General features: G+C 43.4%; 20 protein-coding genes and 1 riboswitch. Of the genes, 15 read left to right on the top strand and 5 right to left on the bottom strand.

The genetic code is table 11. The features are described from left to right. Positions 1 to 220 precede the first annotated feature (220 nt). From ACSFXN_RS07345 to ACSFXN_RS07330, 4 genes are all read left to right on the top strand, one after another. On the top strand, positions 221 to 1,720 hold the full coding sequence (locus ACSFXN_RS07345) for a phytoene desaturase family protein (RefSeq protein ID WP_437149905.1): 1,500 nt from the start codon (positions 221 to 223) through the stop codon (positions 1,718 to 1,720). A 217-nt stretch (positions 1,721 to 1,937) separates the two neighbouring features. Then, the gene (locus ACSFXN_RS07340; protein WP_437149523.1) at positions 1,938 to 2,045 is read left to right on the top strand and encodes a hypothetical protein; all 108 of its coding nucleotides are present in this window, start codon (positions 1,938 to 1,940) and stop codon (positions 2,043 to 2,045) included. Then, entirely contained in the window at positions 2,042 to 3,568 is a 1,527-nt protein-coding gene (locus ACSFXN_RS07335; RefSeq protein ID WP_437149522.1) for a phytoene desaturase family protein, read from the top strand. The genes ACSFXN_RS07340 and ACSFXN_RS07335 overlap by 4 nt, the downstream gene beginning before the upstream one ends. A gap of 39 nt (positions 3,569 to 3,607) precedes the next feature. Continuing rightward, complete coding sequence (locus ACSFXN_RS07330) at positions 3,608 to 4,720, top strand: glycosyltransferase (RefSeq protein WP_437149521.1); 1,113 nt, start codon at positions 3,608 to 3,610, stop codon at positions 4,718 to 4,720. Positions 4,721 to 4,859: 139 nt separating this feature from the next. Here the strand turns inward: ACSFXN_RS07330 and ACSFXN_RS07325 are convergent, their stop codons facing one another. Further along, complete coding sequence (locus ACSFXN_RS07325; protein ID WP_437149520.1) at positions 4,860 to 5,858, bottom strand: TRM11 family SAM-dependent methyltransferase; 999 nt, start codon at positions 5,856 to 5,858, stop codon at positions 4,860 to 4,862. Positions 5,859 to 6,299: 441 nt separating this feature from the next. Between ACSFXN_RS07325 and ACSFXN_RS07320 the strand changes: the two genes are divergently transcribed. Then, positions 6,300 to 7,502, top strand: a complete 1,203-nt coding sequence (locus tag ACSFXN_RS07320; protein ID WP_437149519.1) for a PLP-dependent aminotransferase family protein — start codon at positions 6,300 to 6,302, stop codon at positions 7,500 to 7,502. A gap of 467 nt (positions 7,503 to 7,969) precedes the next feature. Here ACSFXN_RS07320 and ACSFXN_RS07315 read toward each other — a convergent pair whose 3' ends face one another. Further along, entirely contained in the window at positions 7,970 to 8,371 is a 402-nt protein-coding gene (locus ACSFXN_RS07315) for a YidH family protein (RefSeq protein WP_437149518.1), read from the bottom strand. Between the two features lie 306 nt (positions 8,372 to 8,677). Here ACSFXN_RS07315 and ACSFXN_RS07310 point away from each other — a divergent pair, with 306 nt between their 5' ends. Continuing rightward, positions 8,678 to 8,899: a hypothetical protein gene (locus ACSFXN_RS07310; RefSeq protein ID WP_437149517.1), complete on the top strand. Its 222-nt coding sequence runs from the start codon at positions 8,678 to 8,680 to the stop codon at positions 8,897 to 8,899. Positions 8,900 to 8,988: 89 nt separating this feature from the next. Continuing rightward, positions 8,989 to 9,486 (top strand): N-acetyltransferase family protein, encoded by a 498-nt coding sequence (locus ACSFXN_RS07305; RefSeq protein ID WP_437149516.1) that lies wholly within the window; start codon positions 8,989 to 8,991, stop codon positions 9,484 to 9,486. Between the two features lie 125 nt (positions 9,487 to 9,611). On the opposite strand, the gene ACSFXN_RS07300 is transcribed toward ACSFXN_RS07305, so the two are convergent. Next, on the bottom strand, positions 9,612 to 10,175 hold the full coding sequence (locus tag ACSFXN_RS07300) for a hypothetical protein (protein WP_437149515.1): 564 nt from the start codon (positions 10,173 to 10,175) through the stop codon (positions 9,612 to 9,614). 327 nt (positions 10,176 to 10,502) lie between these two features. On the opposite strand from ACSFXN_RS07300, the gene ACSFXN_RS07295 reads away from it, so the two are divergent. The 3 genes from ACSFXN_RS07295 (at position 10,503) to ACSFXN_RS07285 (ending at position 12,584) form a co-directional block, all read left to right on the top strand. Next, complete coding sequence (locus tag ACSFXN_RS07295; RefSeq protein ID WP_437149514.1) at positions 10,503 to 11,258, top strand: hypothetical protein; 756 nt, start codon at positions 10,503 to 10,505, stop codon at positions 11,256 to 11,258. Between the two features lie 213 nt (positions 11,259 to 11,471). Further along, positions 11,472 to 11,777, top strand: coding sequence for a hypothetical protein (locus ACSFXN_RS07290; RefSeq protein ID WP_437149513.1), 306 nt, complete (start codon positions 11,472 to 11,474; stop codon positions 11,775 to 11,777). Between the two features lie 123 nt (positions 11,778 to 11,900). After that, positions 11,901 to 12,584, top strand: a complete 684-nt coding sequence (locus ACSFXN_RS07285; RefSeq protein WP_437149512.1) for a hypothetical protein — start codon at positions 11,901 to 11,903, stop codon at positions 12,582 to 12,584. 163 nt (positions 12,585 to 12,747) lie between these two features. Here the strand turns inward: ACSFXN_RS07285 and ACSFXN_RS07280 are convergent, their stop codons facing one another. Then, complete coding sequence (locus tag ACSFXN_RS07280; protein ID WP_437149511.1) at positions 12,748 to 13,416, bottom strand: DNA alkylation repair protein; 669 nt, start codon at positions 13,414 to 13,416, stop codon at positions 12,748 to 12,750. 162 nt (positions 13,417 to 13,578) lie between these two features. On the opposite strand from ACSFXN_RS07280, the gene ACSFXN_RS07275 reads away from it, so the two are divergent. Further along, positions 13,579 to 13,923, top strand: a complete 345-nt coding sequence (locus tag ACSFXN_RS07275) for a CPCC family cysteine-rich protein (RefSeq protein WP_437149510.1) — start codon at positions 13,579 to 13,581, stop codon at positions 13,921 to 13,923. A gap of 213 nt (positions 13,924 to 14,136) precedes the next feature. On the opposite strand, the gene ACSFXN_RS07270 is transcribed toward ACSFXN_RS07275, so the two are convergent. Beyond that, the gene (locus ACSFXN_RS07270) at positions 14,137 to 14,766 is read right to left on the bottom strand and encodes a homoserine/threonine efflux transporter (RefSeq protein ID WP_437149509.1); all 630 of its coding nucleotides are present in this window, start codon (positions 14,764 to 14,766) and stop codon (positions 14,137 to 14,139) included. 211 nt (positions 14,767 to 14,977) lie between these two features. Next, positions 14,978 to 15,090: riboswitch (SAM riboswitch) on the top strand. A gap of 157 nt (positions 15,091 to 15,247) precedes the next feature. Here ACSFXN_RS07270 and ACSFXN_RS07265 point away from each other — a divergent pair. From ACSFXN_RS07265 to acsA, 4 genes are read left to right on the top strand one after another with little or no spacing between them, the layout of a single operon-like run. After that, complete coding sequence (locus ACSFXN_RS07265) at positions 15,248 to 16,237, top strand: aliphatic sulfonate ABC transporter substrate-binding protein (protein WP_437149508.1); 990 nt, start codon at positions 15,248 to 15,250, stop codon at positions 16,235 to 16,237. A 12-nt stretch (positions 16,238 to 16,249) separates the two neighbouring features. Then, a complete protein-coding gene (locus ACSFXN_RS07260; protein ID WP_437149507.1) occupies positions 16,250 to 17,089 on the top strand; it encodes an ABC transporter permease in 840 nt (279 codons plus the stop codon). A 14-nt stretch (positions 17,090 to 17,103) separates the two neighbouring features. Then, the gene (locus ACSFXN_RS07255) at positions 17,104 to 17,817 is read left to right on the top strand and encodes an ABC transporter ATP-binding protein (RefSeq protein ID WP_437149506.1); all 714 of its coding nucleotides are present in this window, start codon (positions 17,104 to 17,106) and stop codon (positions 17,815 to 17,817) included. Between the two features lies 1 nt (position 17,818). After that, positions 17,819 to 19,537: an acetate--CoA ligase gene (acsA, locus tag ACSFXN_RS07250; RefSeq protein WP_437149505.1), complete on the top strand. Its 1,719-nt coding sequence runs from the start codon at positions 17,819 to 17,821 to the stop codon at positions 19,535 to 19,537. Positions 19,538 to 19,629: the final 92 nt, after the last annotated feature.

The raw sequence follows: 19,629 nt of genomic DNA, 5'->3' as shown, positions 1-19,629 counted from the left end.
TAGGACTGTTAAATAGTCAATTGCTGAAGTCAGCGCCGCGCCGTCTTTATAGGCGATCGGAAGCAAGCCGATATCCGGGCACTGGGGTTCGATTGATTTATTGTCCGGAAGAGTTGCCGTCTAGGTGTTGAAACAGGATGATGAGGGTATTAGTGGAAATAATACAAATCGACGCTGCTGTTGAAGATTGCCCTTAAATTACGGGAAGGTGCTGGTGAAATTGACTGAAAATAAAAAAGTTTTAATCATCGGGGGAGGACTCGGCGGCATATCCGCCGCCATTTCCCTTGCGCAACGCGGCTATAAAGTTTCCTTATTCGAAAAAAACAACCATATCGGCGGGAAATTGAACCGGCTTGACCAGGATGGTTTCGGCTTCGACCTTGGCCCGTCCATCCTGACGATGCCAAAAATTTTCGCAAAATTATTTGCGGACAGCGGAAAACGGATGGAAGACTACGTGCCGATCATCCGGCTGGATCATCAATGGCGTTCCTTTTTTCCGGATGGGAACATTATCGACTTATATGAGGACTTGAATGAAATGGAAGCGAAAAATCCGTCATTGAGCAAGCGGGATATGCGCGAGTACGCAAATCTGCTGAAATACTCCAAAAATCTGTACGATATGACCGAGAAAGGCTATTTCAGTCAGGGGCTGGACAGCGCGGAAGAAATCGCAAATTACCACGGTGCGCTTGAATCCCTCAAAAACTTCGATCTTTTTTCGACCGTACATAGTGCCATTGATAAACGGATCAGCAATAAGCAATTCAAGGATATGCTTTCCTATTTTAGTAAATATGTCGGTTCTTCCCCTTACGATGCGCCGGCCGTCTTGAATATGATGATCTATATGCAGCATGACCAAGGTGCATGGTACGTGCCCGGCGGCATGAATCGGCTTGCGGATGCACTAGTGCGGCTGGCTCGAGAAGTTGGCGTCAATATTTATACGGGAGTGGGAGTCACCCGCCTCTACAAAGAAAAAGGCAAGATCACCGGCGCTCTGCTGCAAGACGGTGCAAAGGTGGCCGCGGATTATTACATCTCCAATATGGAAGTCATTCCGCTTTATGAGCAGCTGCTGGATGAAAAGAAGCAGTACGTTAAAAAGCTGAAGAAGAAATTTGAACCGGCCAGTTCCGGGCTCGTGATGCATCTGGGCGTCAAAAAAAATTATCCGCAGCTCCGCCATCATAATTTCTTCTTTGCGGAAAATATGAAGGAACAGATGAATACGATTTTCCACGAGCATAAACTGCCGGACGACCCGGTCATTTATTTAGTGAACGTCAATAAGACCGACCCGACCCAGGCGCCGCCCGGACACGAAAACATAAAAGTGCTTCCGCACATTCCGTACATCCAGGACAAAGCGTTCACGCAGCAGGACTACGCGCAATTCGCAGAGAAAGTCTTGATCAAATTGGAACGAATGGGTCTGGACGGCTTGCGGGAAAACATCGTGACGGAGGACATATGGACGCCTGACGATATCCGACAGGTCTACGGCTCCGACCGCGGCGCGATTTACGGAACGCTGTCAGACCGCAGCAATAACAAAGGGTTCAAGCACCCGAAACAAAGTGAGCGCTACGACAATCTGTATTTTGTCGGTGGGACGGTGAACCCGGGTGGCGGGATGCCGATGGTCACTTTGAGCGGCCAGCAAGTCGGCAGGAAAATTGTTGAACGGGATTTGCATCAAGGCAAATGAAGAGTGATATCCATGCAAAGCCATAAGTAAAAGAAACAATGGAAAAGATCGCTGGTCGACGGTTATTCTAAAGAGCGGCTACAGCAAAAAACGATTGCCGGACAAAAGGCGGGAAATCTTTGCCACAGAAACAAAACGAGCAGAATTGACCCACTGGCTCTCCAGTGTACCGGCACCGTTATCTTTTCTATGGAATCCTTTTTAACTAGGCTGGTCAATGATTGCATACGCGGTTTTATTTAATTTGCCGCTCATCATTGCCCAGCGGTACAACCGCGGGCGCATTTACGCCATCATTTCCAATGGAAGGAGGAGGTCAGCGTGACAAAGAAAGTGATTGTTATCGGAGCAGGCGTGGCGGGACTGGCAAGCGCCATCAGACTTCAAAATGCCGGTTACCAGGTAACCCTATACGAAAAACAATCCACCCCCGGCGGAAAAATGAACCGGATTGAAATCGACGGCTATAAATTCGATCTGGGGCCGAGTATTGTCATGATGCCGGAAGTGTATCGGGAAATATTCGAGCTGTGTGGCCGCAACCCCGATGATTACATCCCGATGGAAAAACTGGATCCGATGTACAGGGCTTATTTCAGTGATGCACCCACTGAGCCCATTGATATGTCCTCTGACCTTCCACGGTTGACCAAAACGTTGGAAACGCTCAGTCCATCGGATACAGGGGGATTCCTTCAGTATCTCCAGGAAGCGCAAAAGATTTTTGCGTTTGCAAGGTTTGATATTTTGCAGAAGCCATTCCGCAGACACCGGGATTTCTATAACCGTTCTATGATGAATAAAGGGAAGGGGTCGAAAATAAGAGTGCTGGACACAGCCGACCAGTTTATCGGCCGATACATCAAAAACGAACGCTTAAAGCAGATCATCAGTTTCCAAACGCTCTACATAGGCATTTCCCCGTATAAGAGTCCGTCGTTTTATACGATGATCCCGATGCTCCAGTTTTTATATGGCGTCTGGTTTATTAAAGGCGGCATGTACACGATGGCCTCTTCGATGGAACGGCTCTTCAAGGAATTGGGAGGCGAAATCTTCTATGATCAGGCCGTGCAGGAAATCTGCATTGAAGATAAAAAAGCCACCGGCATCCTTGTGGCTGGCGAAAAGGTTCCTGCAGATTTTGTGGTGTGCAATGCGGACTTCCCGTATGCCATGAAACACCTGGTCAAAGAACCGGCCGCCAAAGGAAAGTTTACCGACAAAAAAATCGATAAAATGAAGTATACCTGTTCTTGTTTTTTATTGTATTTGGGCATGGACAGAAAATACACGGAAGTCGAGAGGGTTCATAATTTCATTTTCAATGAAAAGCTGGACAAAAATTTGGAAGACATTTTCTCAGGGGAAAAACTGACGGATGCCTCTTTTTATGTTTACCTTGCTTCGAAAATGGATCCAACTCTTGCGCCCGAAGGAAAAGACGGCTTGTATATCTTGATGCCGGTTTCAAACGCGGCGACAGCCCTTTACGACTGGAACGAGGAAACCGTCGCGTATTACCGCGGCTATATCCTGAACGCGTTGAAAAAGATTCCGGGCTTTGAGCACGTCGAGGAAGAAATTGTTGCGGAAACCTGCATAACGCCGCTGGATTTCGAGACGAAGTTCAATGCCTATAAAGGTGCCGCTTTCGGCCTGCAGCCGACTTTGTCTCAAAGTAATCACCTGCGGCCGCAAAGTAAGGCCACGCATTGTTCGAATTTGTATTTTACCGGGAGCAGTACACATCCCGGAGCAGGGGTTCCAATCGTCCTTTTATCCGCAAAGATTGCCGTGCAGGAATTGATCGATGATGACCAAGGTGTCATGGCTCACGATAATTAATTTGCCGGCGATAGCCAAATTCAGTTAGGGGGTGTTCAAATGGAAGCTTCAAACATCATCAACCTGGCAATCGGTTTCGCTGCGGTCGGGGTCGGCTTCATCATGTTCAAGTCGTTGCCGAGGCCTAAGCCGCGAGAACAATCAGATTTGCCGTTCCTGTCCGTCATCATTCCTGCCCGAAATGAAAGCAACCGGATCACGCCGTTATTGGAGTCATTAAATGACCAAAATCATCGGTCATTTGAAATCTTGGTGGTGGATGATGATTCATCGGACAATACAGCTGAAGTCGCGGAAGCGTTAGGCGCAACGGTTCTTCAGAAGAAGGAGGAACGGCTGGGGGCAGGAAAGTCGGCAGCCTGCTGGTACGGCGCGAATCAAGCAAAAGGGGAGTGGCTATTATTCTTGGATGCGGACACCCATTTCACAGACGCTGACGGCATCCGAAATTTGCTTCTTTCCTACAAAGAAAAAGGCGCCAAAGGGATTCTGGCTTTGCAGCCGTTCCATACTGTTCACCAGCTGTATGAAAACCTCTCTGCCATATTCAACGTGATCGTGGTTGTCGGGATGAATGGTTTTACCGTTTGGGGAGACCGTTTTAAGACGGCTGGCTCGTTCGGTCCGTGCATCTTATGCAATAAAGAGGATTATTTTTTAACAGGAGGCCATCAAAAAATCGAAGGCGCCCTTATGGATGATTTGGCGCTCGGGGAGGCGTTTCTCGAAAAAAGCCTTCCCGTCCACTGCCTCGGCGGAAAAGGGATCATCTCGTCCCGGATGTATCCGGAAGGTCTTAAAAGCCTGATCGAAGGCTGGTGTAAAAGCTTTGCCATTGGTTCAAAATCCACTCATCCGCTTGTTATGGGGATGACCATCATTTGGATTGCCGGCAGCTTCACCAGTGCGATTGCCTTAATCTCCGCCATTGCGTCAGCAGACGCTTCTGCAATCTTAATCAGTGGTCTTTTGTATCTGATTTATGCGGTTCAAACCGGACTGTTTGCGCGCAGATGCGGTGATTTCCCACGGTTCATTTTCTTGTTCTATCCCGTTCTGTTTTTATTTTTCACCGGTATCTATCTGTACTCTCTGTTTCGGGTGAATGTCCTGCATACGGTAACTTGGAAAGGGCGGAAGATAAACGTTTGAGTGCCATTCCGTAATCTGATCAAACGCCTAAACAATTGAAAGTAACAATCCAACAAAAATCATCCGGACAAATATGCCGGGTGATTTTTTGCAGATGTCCCTAAAATCCGCTTTCGTTCTTGCAGCCATGCCTTAAATTTTACGCTTCCTGCAATTCCTTAACAACTAGGGATGGTTCAATTGTTCTCTCACACACTAGAATTTCCCGCAGGAATAATCCTTTTTTTGCAATGCAGCGATCGGTTACAGTGAAGCCGGCATCTTCTATCATGTAATCGATGGGATCGATGGTCACGACAAGCAGTTTTTTGGTGAATGGCAATGCGTGCTTGAGAATTTCCTGCTGTTCATCAGGCGTCGCGTGCGTATAAAGGTTATAAGGCATATCAATGATTGCCACGTCATATTGCTGTCTGATATCGGCGATCGCTCCCAAGTCGACTGTTCCAGACAAACCGAAATGCGCAATATTTTCCCGCGAACCATCAACGACCAGCGGATTGATGTCCCGGCCGACAATGTCGATTCCCATTGACAGGGCTTCGACCAGCACGGTTCCAATACCGCAACACGGATCGATCGCTTTGACTCCCGCTGGGTCAGGAACTGCAATATTGGCGATGGCACGCGCCACTCTTGTACTCAAGGCAGTGGAATATTCACGCGGTTTTCGCTGATGCTTGAACCAGACAGACTCACTTTGCAGGTATTTGCCAAAATACCAACGGCCCCCGAACAGAATTATTCCAAAAGTGACATCCGGGTTATGGACATCTGCTTTCCCTGTGATCACAAAGCCGATCTGGCGTTCAATCTCACGTTTTGCCGCGTAATCCACTTTGTTCGCCAAAGCCAATCCATTGATTTTCGGGAAAATGACTTTAAACGTAGAACTTTCCATATCCACTTTAGCCGCTTGTTCCAAAATATCCGCTAGTTCCGCGCCCTCAAACAGCAATTCAATCCGCTCCTTGATGAATGGGCTTCTGCTCGGATCTATGCCGCGCTTGCTTTTGATGACTTTCTCTTCGGTGTCTTTTCCGAAAAAAGCGCGCATCTCCAAATGGCATAATTCTTCCTCGTCTTGATGATATGCATATGTATAGATAAATTCACCTGTTGGAGTTAATCGTTTCAATTCATCCCGTCCTTCTTTATGCGTCTTGTTCTGACTGCATGGAACAAGTATACCAATAACAGCAGAAGAATAAGGCACATGGAGCATCAAAAAGATGACTGAGTCGATAATGAATGTAATAAAAAAACCCACGAGTTGATTGGCTGAACTCGGTAAATTGAAAAGCGGAATGAAGATGAAGTTTAAAGAAGAATGTGTTTGCATTGAGCAATTAAAGCATCATTGCCAAACATCAAACACCTATTGACGGTGAAATTAGTGTAAAATGTTTTCTTAAGGAAATAGGATGAAATTCTGTTACCTGTCACATGAGCCACAGGCCTAAGTTATTTGCGAAAAAGTTTATTGCACTCGTTTTAGCTGTTCATTCAAAAATGTGGAGTGGACGAGATGATAATAAAGTCGATTTTTACAATTTACAGTACCTAGGAGGATCAGACAATGATTCATAAATTCACCAAGAGAGCCAACCAGATGAAACCTTCGGATATGCGGATCATCTTAACAGCTGGAGAACAACCGGATTTGATTTCTTTTGCCGGTGGTCTTCCGGCCCCAGAACTGTTTCCTATGGAGGCCCTGAAAAAAGCAAGTGAAGCTGTTCTGACTGAAGATGGACCGGTTGCCCTTCAATACAGCCCGACCGAGGGTCATGCCCCGCTCCGCAGAAAAACACTTGAGCGAATGGAAGCGATCGGCATTCAGGCGAATTTGAACCAAGTCATGATCACATCCGGTTCCCAGCAGGCGATTGACTTGACGGGACGCCTTTTTCTGGATGAAGGAGATACGGTCATCTGCGAAAGCCCGACTTATCTGGCGGCGCTTAACGTTTTCAACCTCTGCAACGCCCATATTGTAGACGTTGAGATGGATGAGAACGGCATGATTATGGAAATGTTGGAAAAAAGGCTTCAAGAAAATCCCCAAGCAAAATTCATCTATACGATTCCTGATTTCCAGAACCCCACGGGCCGCACGCTGAGCCTGGATCGAAGAAAGCGGATGCTGGAGCTGGCTCAACAATATGACGTATTGATTTTGGAAGATAATCCGTACGGTGCCATCCGTTTTTCCGGAACACCAATTCCGCCGATCAAGCATTTTGATAAAGAGGGCCGTGTCATTTACATGAGTTCTTTCTCTAAAATATTCGCACCAGGACTCCGTCTTGGCTGGATTTGTGCCGATGAAGCGATCATCGAAAAATACATGGGATTCAAGGAATCCGCGGATATGCATTCCGATGGCTTTGCGCAGCGAATCACTTCGAAATATATTGAACAGAATGATATCGATGTGCATATTGAGAAGATCAACGCCGCTTATCGCGACAGATGCCAGACGATGTATGAATGCGTAAATCAGTACTTCCCAGAAGCTGTTTCCTGTGTGAAACCTGCAGGCGGATTATTTATTTGGGTGGAACTTCCCGACACCGTCGACTCCAGAAAAGTCTCGGTAACCGGCCTTGAAAAAGGTGTGGCTGTGCTGTCGGGAGATGCCTTTTTCGCAACCGGCTCAAAAAGAAATGCGCTTCGGCTAAACTTCTCCAATACTTCAGAAGAGCGAATCATTGAAGGCATGAAACGCATCGGAGAAGTACTTCATCAAGAATTAAGAATAGAAGCTGCGGTGAAATAATCCGTCTTTTTCCAGAGAGCTTCGGTTTGAACGTTCCGGTTTGGAATCAGTAAAATGCGACAAGAGTTGTTGCTTGTTATCAAAACCGCAGTATAAAAGCAGCGGCTATGAACTGAATAAGACTGGTAATGTAAGTTAGCAGTAAATTAAAGTGGAACCACGAATCAACCTCGTCTTTATCGATTTCGGATAAAGGCGGGGTTTTTTATATTTCTATAGGGGATTGGATCGTATGAGTGTACTTATTGGAGGAGCATGGCCGTATGCGAACGGGTCGTTGCATTCGGCGTATATCGCCGCAGCCGCAACAGCGAACTGCTAGGAGCGTATGGGAATTTCATCAATCGAAACAGATGTAAATACGTTTTGAATAGCTTTTTCTTTCCCTTTCGTCTTAAAAGATGTGTTTTTACGAATGGTCAGAAAAAGGAGAGTTTAGTGAAGGCGGCATCTTCACTAAACTCTCCTTACAGGTTCTCTTCAATATGCATAAATTGAACAAAAATATACATAACGGCGACCAGAAGCACAATAAGCAAAGCCAGTAACCCCACTAGTATGGATACATGGGTGGAATGAAAGCGCTGCTCCTGAATTTGTTTTCGTTTCCTAAAATATTGAACCGCTGCATTTATGATTACACCAAAACCAGCCACGCTGGATAGGATAGTAAGCAGAATAGCCAGAAAATCACTTATCCGATGACTTTTCCCGATGGTTAAATGCAACGAGACTGTTAAAAAGCCAATTCCTATGATTGCGATTGCGGTCCGCAACCAAGCTAAATATGTGCGTTCATTGGCCATATGCTGCTGAGCAAATTTTAGTTGATTTTCTTCGTATTCTTTTTTCTTATTTTCGTTTTCCATACATTTTAAACCACCTAGATTAAGAAGTTATTTCATAAGAACAAAAATCTTAAGAGAAGTCTTCAGTAATTTTATGAATTTTTCATTTGTTAATGCATTGGCATCCATCCAGAAGGGATTTACAGTTCCATCACGAAATAGCCCTTCGCCATCTTCTCGTTCTTTGATTAATTTCTAAAAACGTTGAATCACTCGGGTTATTCGTCTCGGGGTCTCTTTATCCTTACCGACTCTCATTCTTTACCCTTCTCTTTTTCTAATAAACGCGGGCAATCTTTTAGGTTCGTATCCAGTAAGGAGATAAACATGAAAAGTATTATTGCGGCTTGGCACTCCTTATTTACCAATATCCCTGAAAAACTGAAGTTGACAAGGGTATTGGTGCATTCTTCCAACAAAAAAGCGCTAGGCGGACAAGAATGCTTAGTATTTCGCAGAAATGATGTAGTTAAGTTATTGGAAAGGCTGCTATTATTGATTAAAAGGTTGGAAGGAGAGAACCCCCATCTCTATCATTTTGAAATATGAAAACTGAATTCAGCTTATGAGTCATTATGCAACATTTAAAAATGCAGTTTTATATAAATATAAATCTTCAAGAAAAAGGAGTGCTTAAGATGATTGAAATCCGAGAAGCGGTCGGGAATGATGCGGAACAACTAGCGGAAGTAATGAGGAATGCAGAGGAATCCGGGTATATGCTGTTTGATCCGGGCGAAAGGGAAATTGCGCTTGAATCGTTTGCTGCATTCATCGAAGCGACGAACCAGCAGGAAAAATCAAGAATCTTTATCGCCTGTGAAAAGGAACTCATTTTAGGTTACTTGATCGCTCAAAGCGAGAAGCCGAAGCGTATTTCACACCGGGCATATCTTGTGATCGGCATCCATAGCGATAGCCGTGGAAAGGGCATCGGAAAAGCCCTGTTTTTGCATATGCTGGCTTGGGCCAAAAAAGTGAACCTCCATCGGCTGGATTTGACCGTGGTTGCTGAAAACGAGGCGGCTGTTTCCTTGTACAAGAAAATGGGTTTCGAAATTGAAGGGGTAAAAAGAGATTCTCTCGTAATCAACAACCACTATGTGGATGAATACTACATGTCAAAGTTGATTTAATCTGCATCAAAAGTGAAAGATTTCGGATGTATCTTATCAAATGTATAAATGGGCTTTTTTGTTTTACCTGCTCTCTTTAAATCATTTATAAGCTTTCGTTCTGCATGTAATTTTCATTAATTACGTTACCACTCTTTGCGCAGCGGATTAAGGATTTTTCCACTGTCATCATAAAGGGTTATATCAGCAGGATATGCCTCTTTTAATCCACTTGGCAATTTCTTATACCGGACGAAGGTTTCGGCATTGGACACGGCAGCTGTAAAACCAAATTCTTTATCTGGAGATTCCGCAACGATATGGTCAATTTCCAACCCGGGATTTTTGCCGACGAGGATGCCGTACATTCCCTCATTCGTCTGGATATCGACGTATTTAACAAGATTAGTGCCCCAGCCCGAATTCGTGATTTTGTACTTTCCGTTCCATCCTTTCAGCAATCGGGCGTAGCCAATATTATGATCATCAGTTTCAAATAACACAATATGAGTATTCGTTTGGTTGATTGGGGTGATTCCTAATATGTTAAACTCAAAACCCGTCTGTTCTCCACTAGTTTGCCAATCTGCCAAACCAGTATGAATCGCATCTTCTTCTGGTTCAATGGCATATTGATTCATATAAAACAACGTATAAGCCACGCCTAGAATCAGAATAAATGAAACAGCAAACACTACTTTTTTTCTCATTTTTAATGCCCCTTTGGAATTTTAATTAAGAAGTATTATTTCTACGTTCTGTATATATAGTTTCTGTTTCGTTCTTCAATTTTATTTTCTCCACTCATTATAGCAATTTATTTCCAGTGATATTCCATTTTTTAATTGGTTCTTTACTGTTTACATTAATTCCGAAATTAAATTATTGGCAACTAAGTTATATCCGAAACTTCATTACAATGAATTCCAACAAGTTCCAACAAGTTCATTAGAAAGAATGTTACGTTCATAGGCTGTTCTGAAAGGCTTTAATATTTGATTTACATATCACAACTTAGCAGAAGGAGACTTAACATAATGTTTATAAAGGAAGAGGTAATTTATACAAGTGACCAGCTGGTCATTCTCGATGCGGACTGTAAAAAAGATCAGGTCATCGTTTTATTGAAAGGCAGAGGCGAAAATATCGTCGAGTTAAACGGCAACAAGATTCTGACCGGGCGCACAGGATATTCGAAGATTCGTTTTGTAAAAGACCATTTTTGTCTCTTGAACGATTCAACCCTCTCTTTTTACACACTGAGAGGGGAATTGGTTTCCGAATGCGATGTCGGCAACGATATCTTTGAGCTATTTCCCTATAGAGAAGGAGTTCTTTGTGTTTATGGCGATGAAGGTGTGTTCGGTAAGAAGCTTGGTAAAAACAGATTAAATTACGCAGCACCATTCCATAAGCCCGAATCTTTTATTGACATTGCACTCCAAAACAAACTATTATACGAAGTTCTTTTTGCACGTTATAAGCCTTATGCATGTCTGAGCTGGGAAACCCGGGAACTGCTCTTTATGAACGAGCAGCTTGAAAAAGAAAATACGCTGGAAATCCCTTTTAATCCTGGCAATGTCATGGCCTTTGCCTTAACTCATGAATTCGGGGTGTTTATTGAAGAGAGCAAGCTGTGGTGTTGGGAATTCCAGACCACGGGACATGTTTCGGAATCCCTGAGAGCGTTCCCCTATGCGACAAGGGCGATTTTCCAGCGCCATGATTTTTTGTTTCTTACCATTTCGGATTATGAGGTGCGTGCTTTTAAACCATTCGTTAACAGTTAGTAAAAAGGGGAGCCCTTAAAGGATTTGGTTAAGGAAAGCATTCTCAAAACGCTGCCTAAAATAGTTTGTTATGGCAACGAGCCTTTTTAGTTAAAATGCGATGATTCTTTTTAATCGGGCCTTCGCTCGAATGGAGTAATAGAGCAGAAAAGTTCTGTTTTGTCACAGTAATTGAAAAATGTTGGTTGAGGATTAGAAGAAACGGGGGCTTTGATGAAAAAATTTTATGCAATTTTGATTGGCAGCTTTCTACTAGCAACCATTTTTTGTGTATTTGGACAAGGAATCGCATACTTTTTGAGTGAATACTTTGTATCGCTTTCGCCAATTTATTACTTAACAGGGTTGACTATTTTTGGCATCCTTCTATACCTGGCATCCGGTTTTTTGCTATTTCGTTTATTCACGAAACAGGAAGCTGTTTCAAAAAATCGCGAGTTTTATTTGTTGATTTTATTCACAGTAGCACCTAGTGCATCCATTTGGTCTTTTTTTGTGACGGTCATGTGGTGGGGATAGAGTTCAGTCAGCCGCTTAGTGAAAACTGGCTGCGTCATTAAGCATTTGCATGGCTTTAATTCATCTCTATAGGAAAGTGTTAGTAAACCTGCATTATTATAGAAAAAGTGAGAAGGGGAAAATATGGCTGAAATATGGATTGCAGAAGAAAAAGTTTCAAACAAGTTTTTAGAAGAGTTAGGCCATTATATAAGGTTCAACGGAGAATTAGAATCTGCATATTTCATCGGTGCTGATGGAGAAGGTTATGTAGAACAAAACAAAAATTTTTTACTGGAGTTTCTACTTTGTCAAAACAGGTATCCTTTGTTCATTACTTTTATTGTGTACGAGGAACAAACTGGCGAATATCGGGCTTTTTTACATGAAAATAAAATTGATTTCACGTTAAGCAGCCTTGAAGAAAAAAGGACTTATTATGATTTCTCTGGGAAGCACCAATATCACCCGCCTTGCTTTACTGCAAGGATCACTGATTCGGATTCTTTAGCTCTTTTGCTGAATAAAACATACTGGCTGGCCGCCGAGAATGAGTTTTTCTCAATTTCTTTTTCCGACAATTTACTGTTCGAATTAAGAGAAGTGGTTGAGTGGAAGAGAAAAAGAAAACGGTCGATTGCAAGTTTCAAAATCGGGCTGGGAACCACCTTTATGACCATTTTTCACGACGGGGCAGGGTTCTACTTGTTCTCGAACGAGGAGACATATTTCCCTCTGGAGAAACTCATTTCAAACTTGCCGAAAGGCACAGTGATCACACAGATAAATGATACGCTGGTAACTAACCAAAATTCCGAAGAAGAATAGTGCCTATCTAAAGCCCCTTAGTGAAATGGACAGCCACTGAAGCTTTAAGGGCGTTTCCGATTAATGATAAAATCCTACACTTTAACTACATGTATTCAACGCATGTAGATTAAAAAATAAGAGCAGGTTAGTAAAAAACCCCTGAAAAAATTTTCAGAGGCAACTAATTATTATGCCGTTTGTTAACTTCAATCGTGATGAACTCCGGCAAATAGTTGGTAGTGCATCCTTTTGCAACGATTTCGTCTTTGTAAAGACCCGTTTTCTCACCCAGCTTAATGCAACGTGCGCGATTCTTTTCATCATAAACGCCTATCCAGCCTGCGGTGAAATTCATAGCCCATTGAACTTCCGGTTCTTCCTGTGTAATAGTAGCTTCCATTGCAGCTAGCAAGTCCGCGGTGTTATCAGGCGGTGTTTGTCCAGTCCATCTCAATCGCCCTTGATAATACCAGAAAGTTCGTCTTTGAAGAGCAGAAGGACTATTTTTCCACGACTCCATCAATGCAATGTTCTTCTTGTCTTTGGTGAGCTGATTGGCCATTAACCAATCCATTAAGTTGTTTCGCTCATCAAATGTGTGCGTCTGCATGTCCTGATCAAGCTCATTCAGCACCTCTGGTGAAAGAAGTTTTTTGTCCATGATTAAGATTGCTAATAGTCGGGGCAAAAACTCTTCGGTTGACCAAAGTTCCATCGCGAGTTCGTGGTCTTTTTTTATGTCCTTCGCGATTTTCCGCAAGTCGCCTAGCTTAGTGTTACTGGTGATTTGAGAGAGAATGCCTTCTGCTTTTGAAGAGATTTTTATTTCAGTACCTTTATTTTCATTCATTTTATAAAACTCCTTTATCAAAGCTTTTCCCACCCCTAATACAAAAACAATGTCTTTAATATAATCATAACATTTACTTCCTTTTAATTGGATGCGAAAAGAGCATTCCTTTGTAAAGAAACTGTTTGAATGAATAGTGAAATTTGGAAAGGGAGGTTTTTAATGAGAAGAGAAAAATGCCCTTGCTGCGGGTATCCTACTTTACAGACAAGAGGAGATTTTGAAATTTGTTTACTTTGTGATTGGGAAGACGAAAACCATGATGAACTTTCTACAGCGGAAGTATTCGGAGGACCCAATGGAGATTATTCGCTCGAAGAAGCAAGAAATAATTTTCAAAAGAACTTTACTATGTATAGAGAGAAGAATGATTTTGATGCGATTACAGCCGGGAAGAAAAAACTAATAAAAGCTTATGAAGAGTGGGAGAAAGACAAGCAGGCAAATAAAAAAGAAAAGTGGAATGAGATCCGCAAGTTAGAAAATGAGCTGAAGTTGCTTTCTTGAATTTTACGTATGACGAAATTGAAAAAGCTGCTGGCATCCAAAAAGCGAACCGAGGCCGATTCAGGCACAACTTTTCATTCTTGGTTGCCCCATGTGCTGAGACAATCGATTTCGGAAACTGGATAAAAGAAAAATGATTAATAGCAAACGTCAAAAAGCCGTTCAGTTTCCTGAACGGCTTTGGACATTTCACTTGAACGGTTAATCGATTGGTCAAATCGCGGTTTTTATTCCAAAACCGACCAGCACTGCACCTGCCGTTTTTTGGAAAACCTTTTGGAATTTCGGGTCATTCAGCCATTTTTTCGCTAAATCCATGAGGTTCACCAGGAACAAGAACCAAGTGACAGCCAGCAGAGTTAAGATGAATGCCAACACCATCAATTGCTGGTTTACATTCCCGCTTATGTCGATGAATTGGGGCATAACCGTGATATAGACCAACACGGTCTTGGGATTAAGAACATTGCTCAGCAACGCTTGCCTGAAGGATTCTTTATTGTGCCGAACGGAAGAGGCAGCCGGCTTGCGTGCTTGTTCCTGAATTTCCCCTAAAGAAAATCCGCTTTTCGAGAAGAAGCTTCTGATTCCTAAATAGACCAAGTAAGCTGCTCCTAAATATTTGATCAAAGTGAAGAGAACAATCGATTGGGCAATCACTACCGCTAAGCCCAGAACCGCAATCAAAGTCCAAAAAGAAAGACCGGCTGCCATTCCGAGCGTCGTATAATAGCCGGCCTTAGGTCCGTACCGAAGCGTATTTTTCATCAGCAGCATCGTGTCCGCCCCGGGTATGATCACCATCATGGCAGCTATTGAAATATAGGCAAACAAATTGTCCACAGCAATTCCCCCTAATAGAAAATGAAAAAAGTAATTCCAGTAATTTTACATGGTTTGAAAATTTAAAGCAATCTGACTAAAAAAACTTTATATGAAAAAAGTTCAGAAGGAAAAAAATTCAAAACTGGTTGACTTTTAATTCGAGCCTATTGTATGATAATTCCTAATGGTTCGACTGATTGAAAATTTGTACATTTAAAAGTGAATAGCACTCTTATCAAGAGCGGCGGAGGGAATAGGCCCTGTGAAGCCCGGCAACCAACAGAATCATATTCTGAAAAGGTGCTAAATCCTACTGATTCGATTGAATCGGAAAGATAAGAGGAGGATTTTCTGCCCTCTTCTTAATTGAAGGGGGCTTTTTTGTATTTTGGGTTCAAGAAAGGAGAGCAGTTATATGCGTAAAACCTAGTAAACATATCAGTTAAGTAAATGAAATTGTAAAAACATTTATTAAAAATTATGTCGGGAGGAATTTAGAATGAAGAAAATTATTGCAGTTGTGTTGTTGCTAGTAGGTGCGTCGTTTATCTTGGGGGCTTGTTCAAATGCACAAGGAAAAGAGCAAGGCGAGTTGAAAAAGGTAGTGCTGGATTATGCGTATTACTCGCCAACAAGTTTGGCTTTAAAGGAGTTCGGATGGGCAGAAGAAGTTTTTGAAAAAGAAGGCATCGAAGTGGAATGGGTTTTGAGCCAAGGAAGCAATAAGGCATTGGAGTTTTTGAATTCGAAAAGCGTAGATTTCGGATCTACTGCGGGAGCAGCTGCGTTAATCGCAAAATCGAATGGCTCACCCATCGAGTCAGTCTATATTTATTCGAAACCAGAATGGACTGCGCTGGTAGCGACAGGAGATTCACCGATCAAAACAGTCGAAGACTTGAAAGGCAAGAAAGTTGCCGCCACTTTAGGAACGGATCCATATATCTTCCTTCTGCGTTCACTTCAGGAAGCAGGCCTTTCATCGAAGGATTTGGAAATTGTGAACTTGCAGCATGCGGATGGCGCCAATGCCTTGTTAACTGGTCAAGTTGATGCGTGGGCGGGCCTTGATCCACATATGGCAAGAGTTGAAGTTGATTCCGGCGCAAACTTATTCTTGCGTGACCATGACAAAAATACATATGGCACGTTGAATGTACGGTCGGAATTTGCAGAACAGAATCCGGAAGCTGTAGAAAAAGTAATTGAGGTATATGAGAAAGCGCGGAAATGGGTTGTAGAAAATCCGGATGAAGCAGCAGAAATTTTGGCAAAAGAAGCAGACATGGAGTTGGACGTGGCTAAGAAAAGCATCGAGCGAAATGATTTCTCAGATCCTATTCCCGGCGATAAGCAAATCGAGGCACTTGAAGAGGCTGGCGCTGTCTTGAAGTCGGAAAACGTGATTAAAGGCGATGCAGATATCGAAAAAACAGTAAATGAATTAATTATTGACCGATTTGCGAAAAAAGTGATCGCAACAGAATAGGGGGCGAATTGGATGACGATCAACGCTAAAACTGATGATTTTCCGATAGAGAAAAGTAGTAAGCCGAAATCCCGAACGGATTCAAATAAATTTAGAGGCCTGGTACTCGGGTGGATATTGCCGATCGTTCTTTTGGTCTCTTGGGAAGCAGCCGCACGTTTCGGCTTGATAGACACCTATGTTTTTCCAGCCCCTACCACTATTTTTCAAAAGATTGTAGAGATGTCTCAAGACGGAACCCTTTGGGGGCATATCGGCATTACTTTTCTTCGTGTACTGATCGGATTTTTTGCCGGGACTTTGCTGGCGCTCGTATTGGGTTCTTTTGTGGGCTATTTCAAGTGGTTTGAACAGTTGGTGGATCCACTGATCCAAGCATTCAGATCGATTCCTTCCCTTGCCTGGGTGCCCTTATTCATCTTGTGGATGGGTATTGGAGAACCATCCAAAGTGCTGCTCATTGCGGTCGGTGTTTTCTTTCCAGTGTATTTGAATATCGTCTCCGGTATTCAAGGTGTAGACCGCAAGCTGATTGAGGTCGGAAAAATTTATCACTTTACTTCGTTCCAGATTGTGCGCCGGATCATTTTACCGGCATCTCTGCCATCTTTTCTTGTCGGCTTGCGCAGCGGCGTCGGTTTGGGCTGGATGTTCGTTGTCGCTGCAGAACTGATGGGCGCAGGACAAGGGCTCGGTTATTTACTGGTTGTTGGCCAGAATACATATTCGCCAGAGCTCATCATGGCAAGCATCATCCTGTTTGCCATACTCGGCAAGCTGACAGACGCTTTATTGAAAGCGCTGGAAGAGCGTGCCTTGAGATGGCAGGATAATTTACAGAACCAACAATAAGAGGAGGTGTCAATATGCTGGAAGTGAAAGAAGCTTCAAGGACATTCAATAACGGACTGGCAGGATTTAAGAACCTATCGTTTTCCATTCAAGAAGGTGAGACGGTTGGAATTCTGGGAACGAGTGGATGCGGGAAAAGCACGCTTCTCCGGGTGTTGTCCGGGCTGGATAAGGAATTCGACGGAGAAATAAAAATAGCTGAAGCAGGCGAACAGCCAATTGGCATGATATTTCAGGAACCCCGGCTTATGCCATGGCTGTCGGTCAAAGACAATATTTTATTTGGAAACAAAGATGTAAAAAATGTAGAGGTGCGGGATTATTTGGAGCTGGTAGGGCTAAGCGATTTCGGCGATTATTATCCGAAAGATTTATCAGGGGGAATGGCTCAAAGAACCGCTATTGCCCGTGCGTTGATTGGGCAGCCGGCTGTGCTGCTTTTAGATGAACCTTTTAGCGCGCTGGATGCATTCACAAAAATGCAATTGCAGGATTTATTATTGGAAATTCAAAAAAAGCAATTATCCACGATGGTAGTTGTGACGCATGACATAGACGAAGCCCTGTATTTATGTGACCGCATCTTCATCCTTGGCGGACAGCCGGGTTATCTGCAAGCGGAATTGACAGTGGAAGCTGCAAAACCGAGAAATCGCGGGAGTGCACTTCTTGCGCAAAAGAAATCAGAAATCCTTAATCTACTACAGACTAAAAAGGTAGGCGAGTGAAATGGCAAACAGTACAATTATCCAACCGAATAAAGGGCATTACAATATCGCGGATGAATTACCATCTTGGGAAGATTTCTCCTGGAAAGATATAGAGTCGAATTTCAGCTGGTCCCAAACAGGAAAAGTAAACATGGCATATGAATGTGTAGATCGCCATGTCGAAGCAGGATTTGGGGAAAAAACTGCTCTTCATTATATTGGAGAACAAGAAGAATACAAACTTACATATCGTGACTTGAAAGAAAAATCTGATCTATGGGCGACGGTGCTGAAAAAACGCGGGGTGAAAAAAGGAGACTTCGTATTCGTTTTTTTGCCGAAACACCCCGATTGCCATATTGCCATGCTTGCAGCCATTAAACTTGGCGCTGTCGTCGGGCCTCTTTTTGAGGCATTTATGGAAGATGCCGTTAAAGAAAGAATCCAGGATTGCGGAGGCACTTTTTTGATCGCATCACCTGACCTGGTGAAACGGGTCCAGCGGGACCAATTGCCGTCTTTGACAACCGTTTTTATTACCGCTGAACTGCCACACTGTACAGGCGATGAAATTTCTTTGTTTGAAGAAGCAAGAAATGTTGAAACAGAAGAAAATATAATTGAATGGGTGGACCTCGATCATGGATTGAATATCCATTATACAAGCGGTTCGACCGGTAAACCGAAAGGGATCATCCATGCACATCGGGCGATGATCCAGCAATACATCACCGGGAGATGGGTATTGGATTTAAAAGAAGATGATATCTATTGGTGCACGGCACATCCGGGATGGGTGACAGGGACAGTCTACGGAGTTTTTGCCCCATTGCTGAACCGCACGACGACTGTCATTCACGGGGGCAGATTTGGCGCGAAAGAATGGTATGACATCTTGGAGCGGACGGGTGTAACGGTCTGGTACAGCGCGCCGACGGCTTTTAGAATGCTGATGGCACAAGGGGATGAACTGATTAACAACTACGATCTTTCAAAAATCCGGCATATTTTAAGCGTGGGAGAACCATTGAACCCGGAAATTGTGAGGTGGGGAATAGAGACACTTTCAAACCGCATCCACGATACATGGTGGATGACGGAAACCGGAGCCCAGTTAATCGTCAATTTACCTTCTGAAGCGATCAAGCCCGGATCAATGGGAAAACCGTTCCCAGGAATTGAAGCGGCTATTTTAGGCGAAAATGGAGAAATTCTGGAAGCTGGAGCAATCGGCCAATTGGCTTTAAAAGCAAACTGGCCTTCTCTTATGCGGGAAGTCTGGAAAGACCCAGCTAAATACTCCACGTATTTCCCTTTTGATGGATGGTATTTATCCGGTGATTTGGCAACGATCGACGAGACTGGATATGTCTTTTTCCAAGGAAGAAGTGACGACATGATCAACTCTTCGGGGGAAAGAATCGGGCCATTTGAAGTTGAAAGTAAGCTGATTGAACATCCTGCGGTTGCCGAAGTGGGCGTTATCGGTAAGCCGGATGCCGTAAGAGGGGAAATTGTGAAGGCCTTTATTGTCTTAAACAAAGAGTATCAGGAAAGCCAGGACTTATTAGAAGAATTGCGCTTATTTGTGCGCAGCGGGCTTGCTGCACATGCAGCTCCAAGAGAAATTGAATTTCTTGAAGAGTTGCCCAAAACTCCGATTAGCGGAAAAGTGCTTCGCCGCGAATTAAAAGCTAGGGAAGCTAAGAAAAACTCAGATCTATTGGTTAATAAGTAAAGAACTGACCAATGATTCAATAATGAAAAATCGAAATATATGAGACACATTGAGTGGAGGTCGTCTATACAGTAATGCCTGCTGCAAGAAAG

This window comes from Planococcus sp. 1R117A (assembly GCF_051417975.1).
GTDB lineage: Bacteria > Bacillota > Bacilli > Bacillales_A > Planococcaceae > Planococcus > Planococcus shenhongbingii.
Note: the sequence above shows the minus strand (reverse complement) of the source record. Positions and strands in the feature narration are given on the sequence as shown.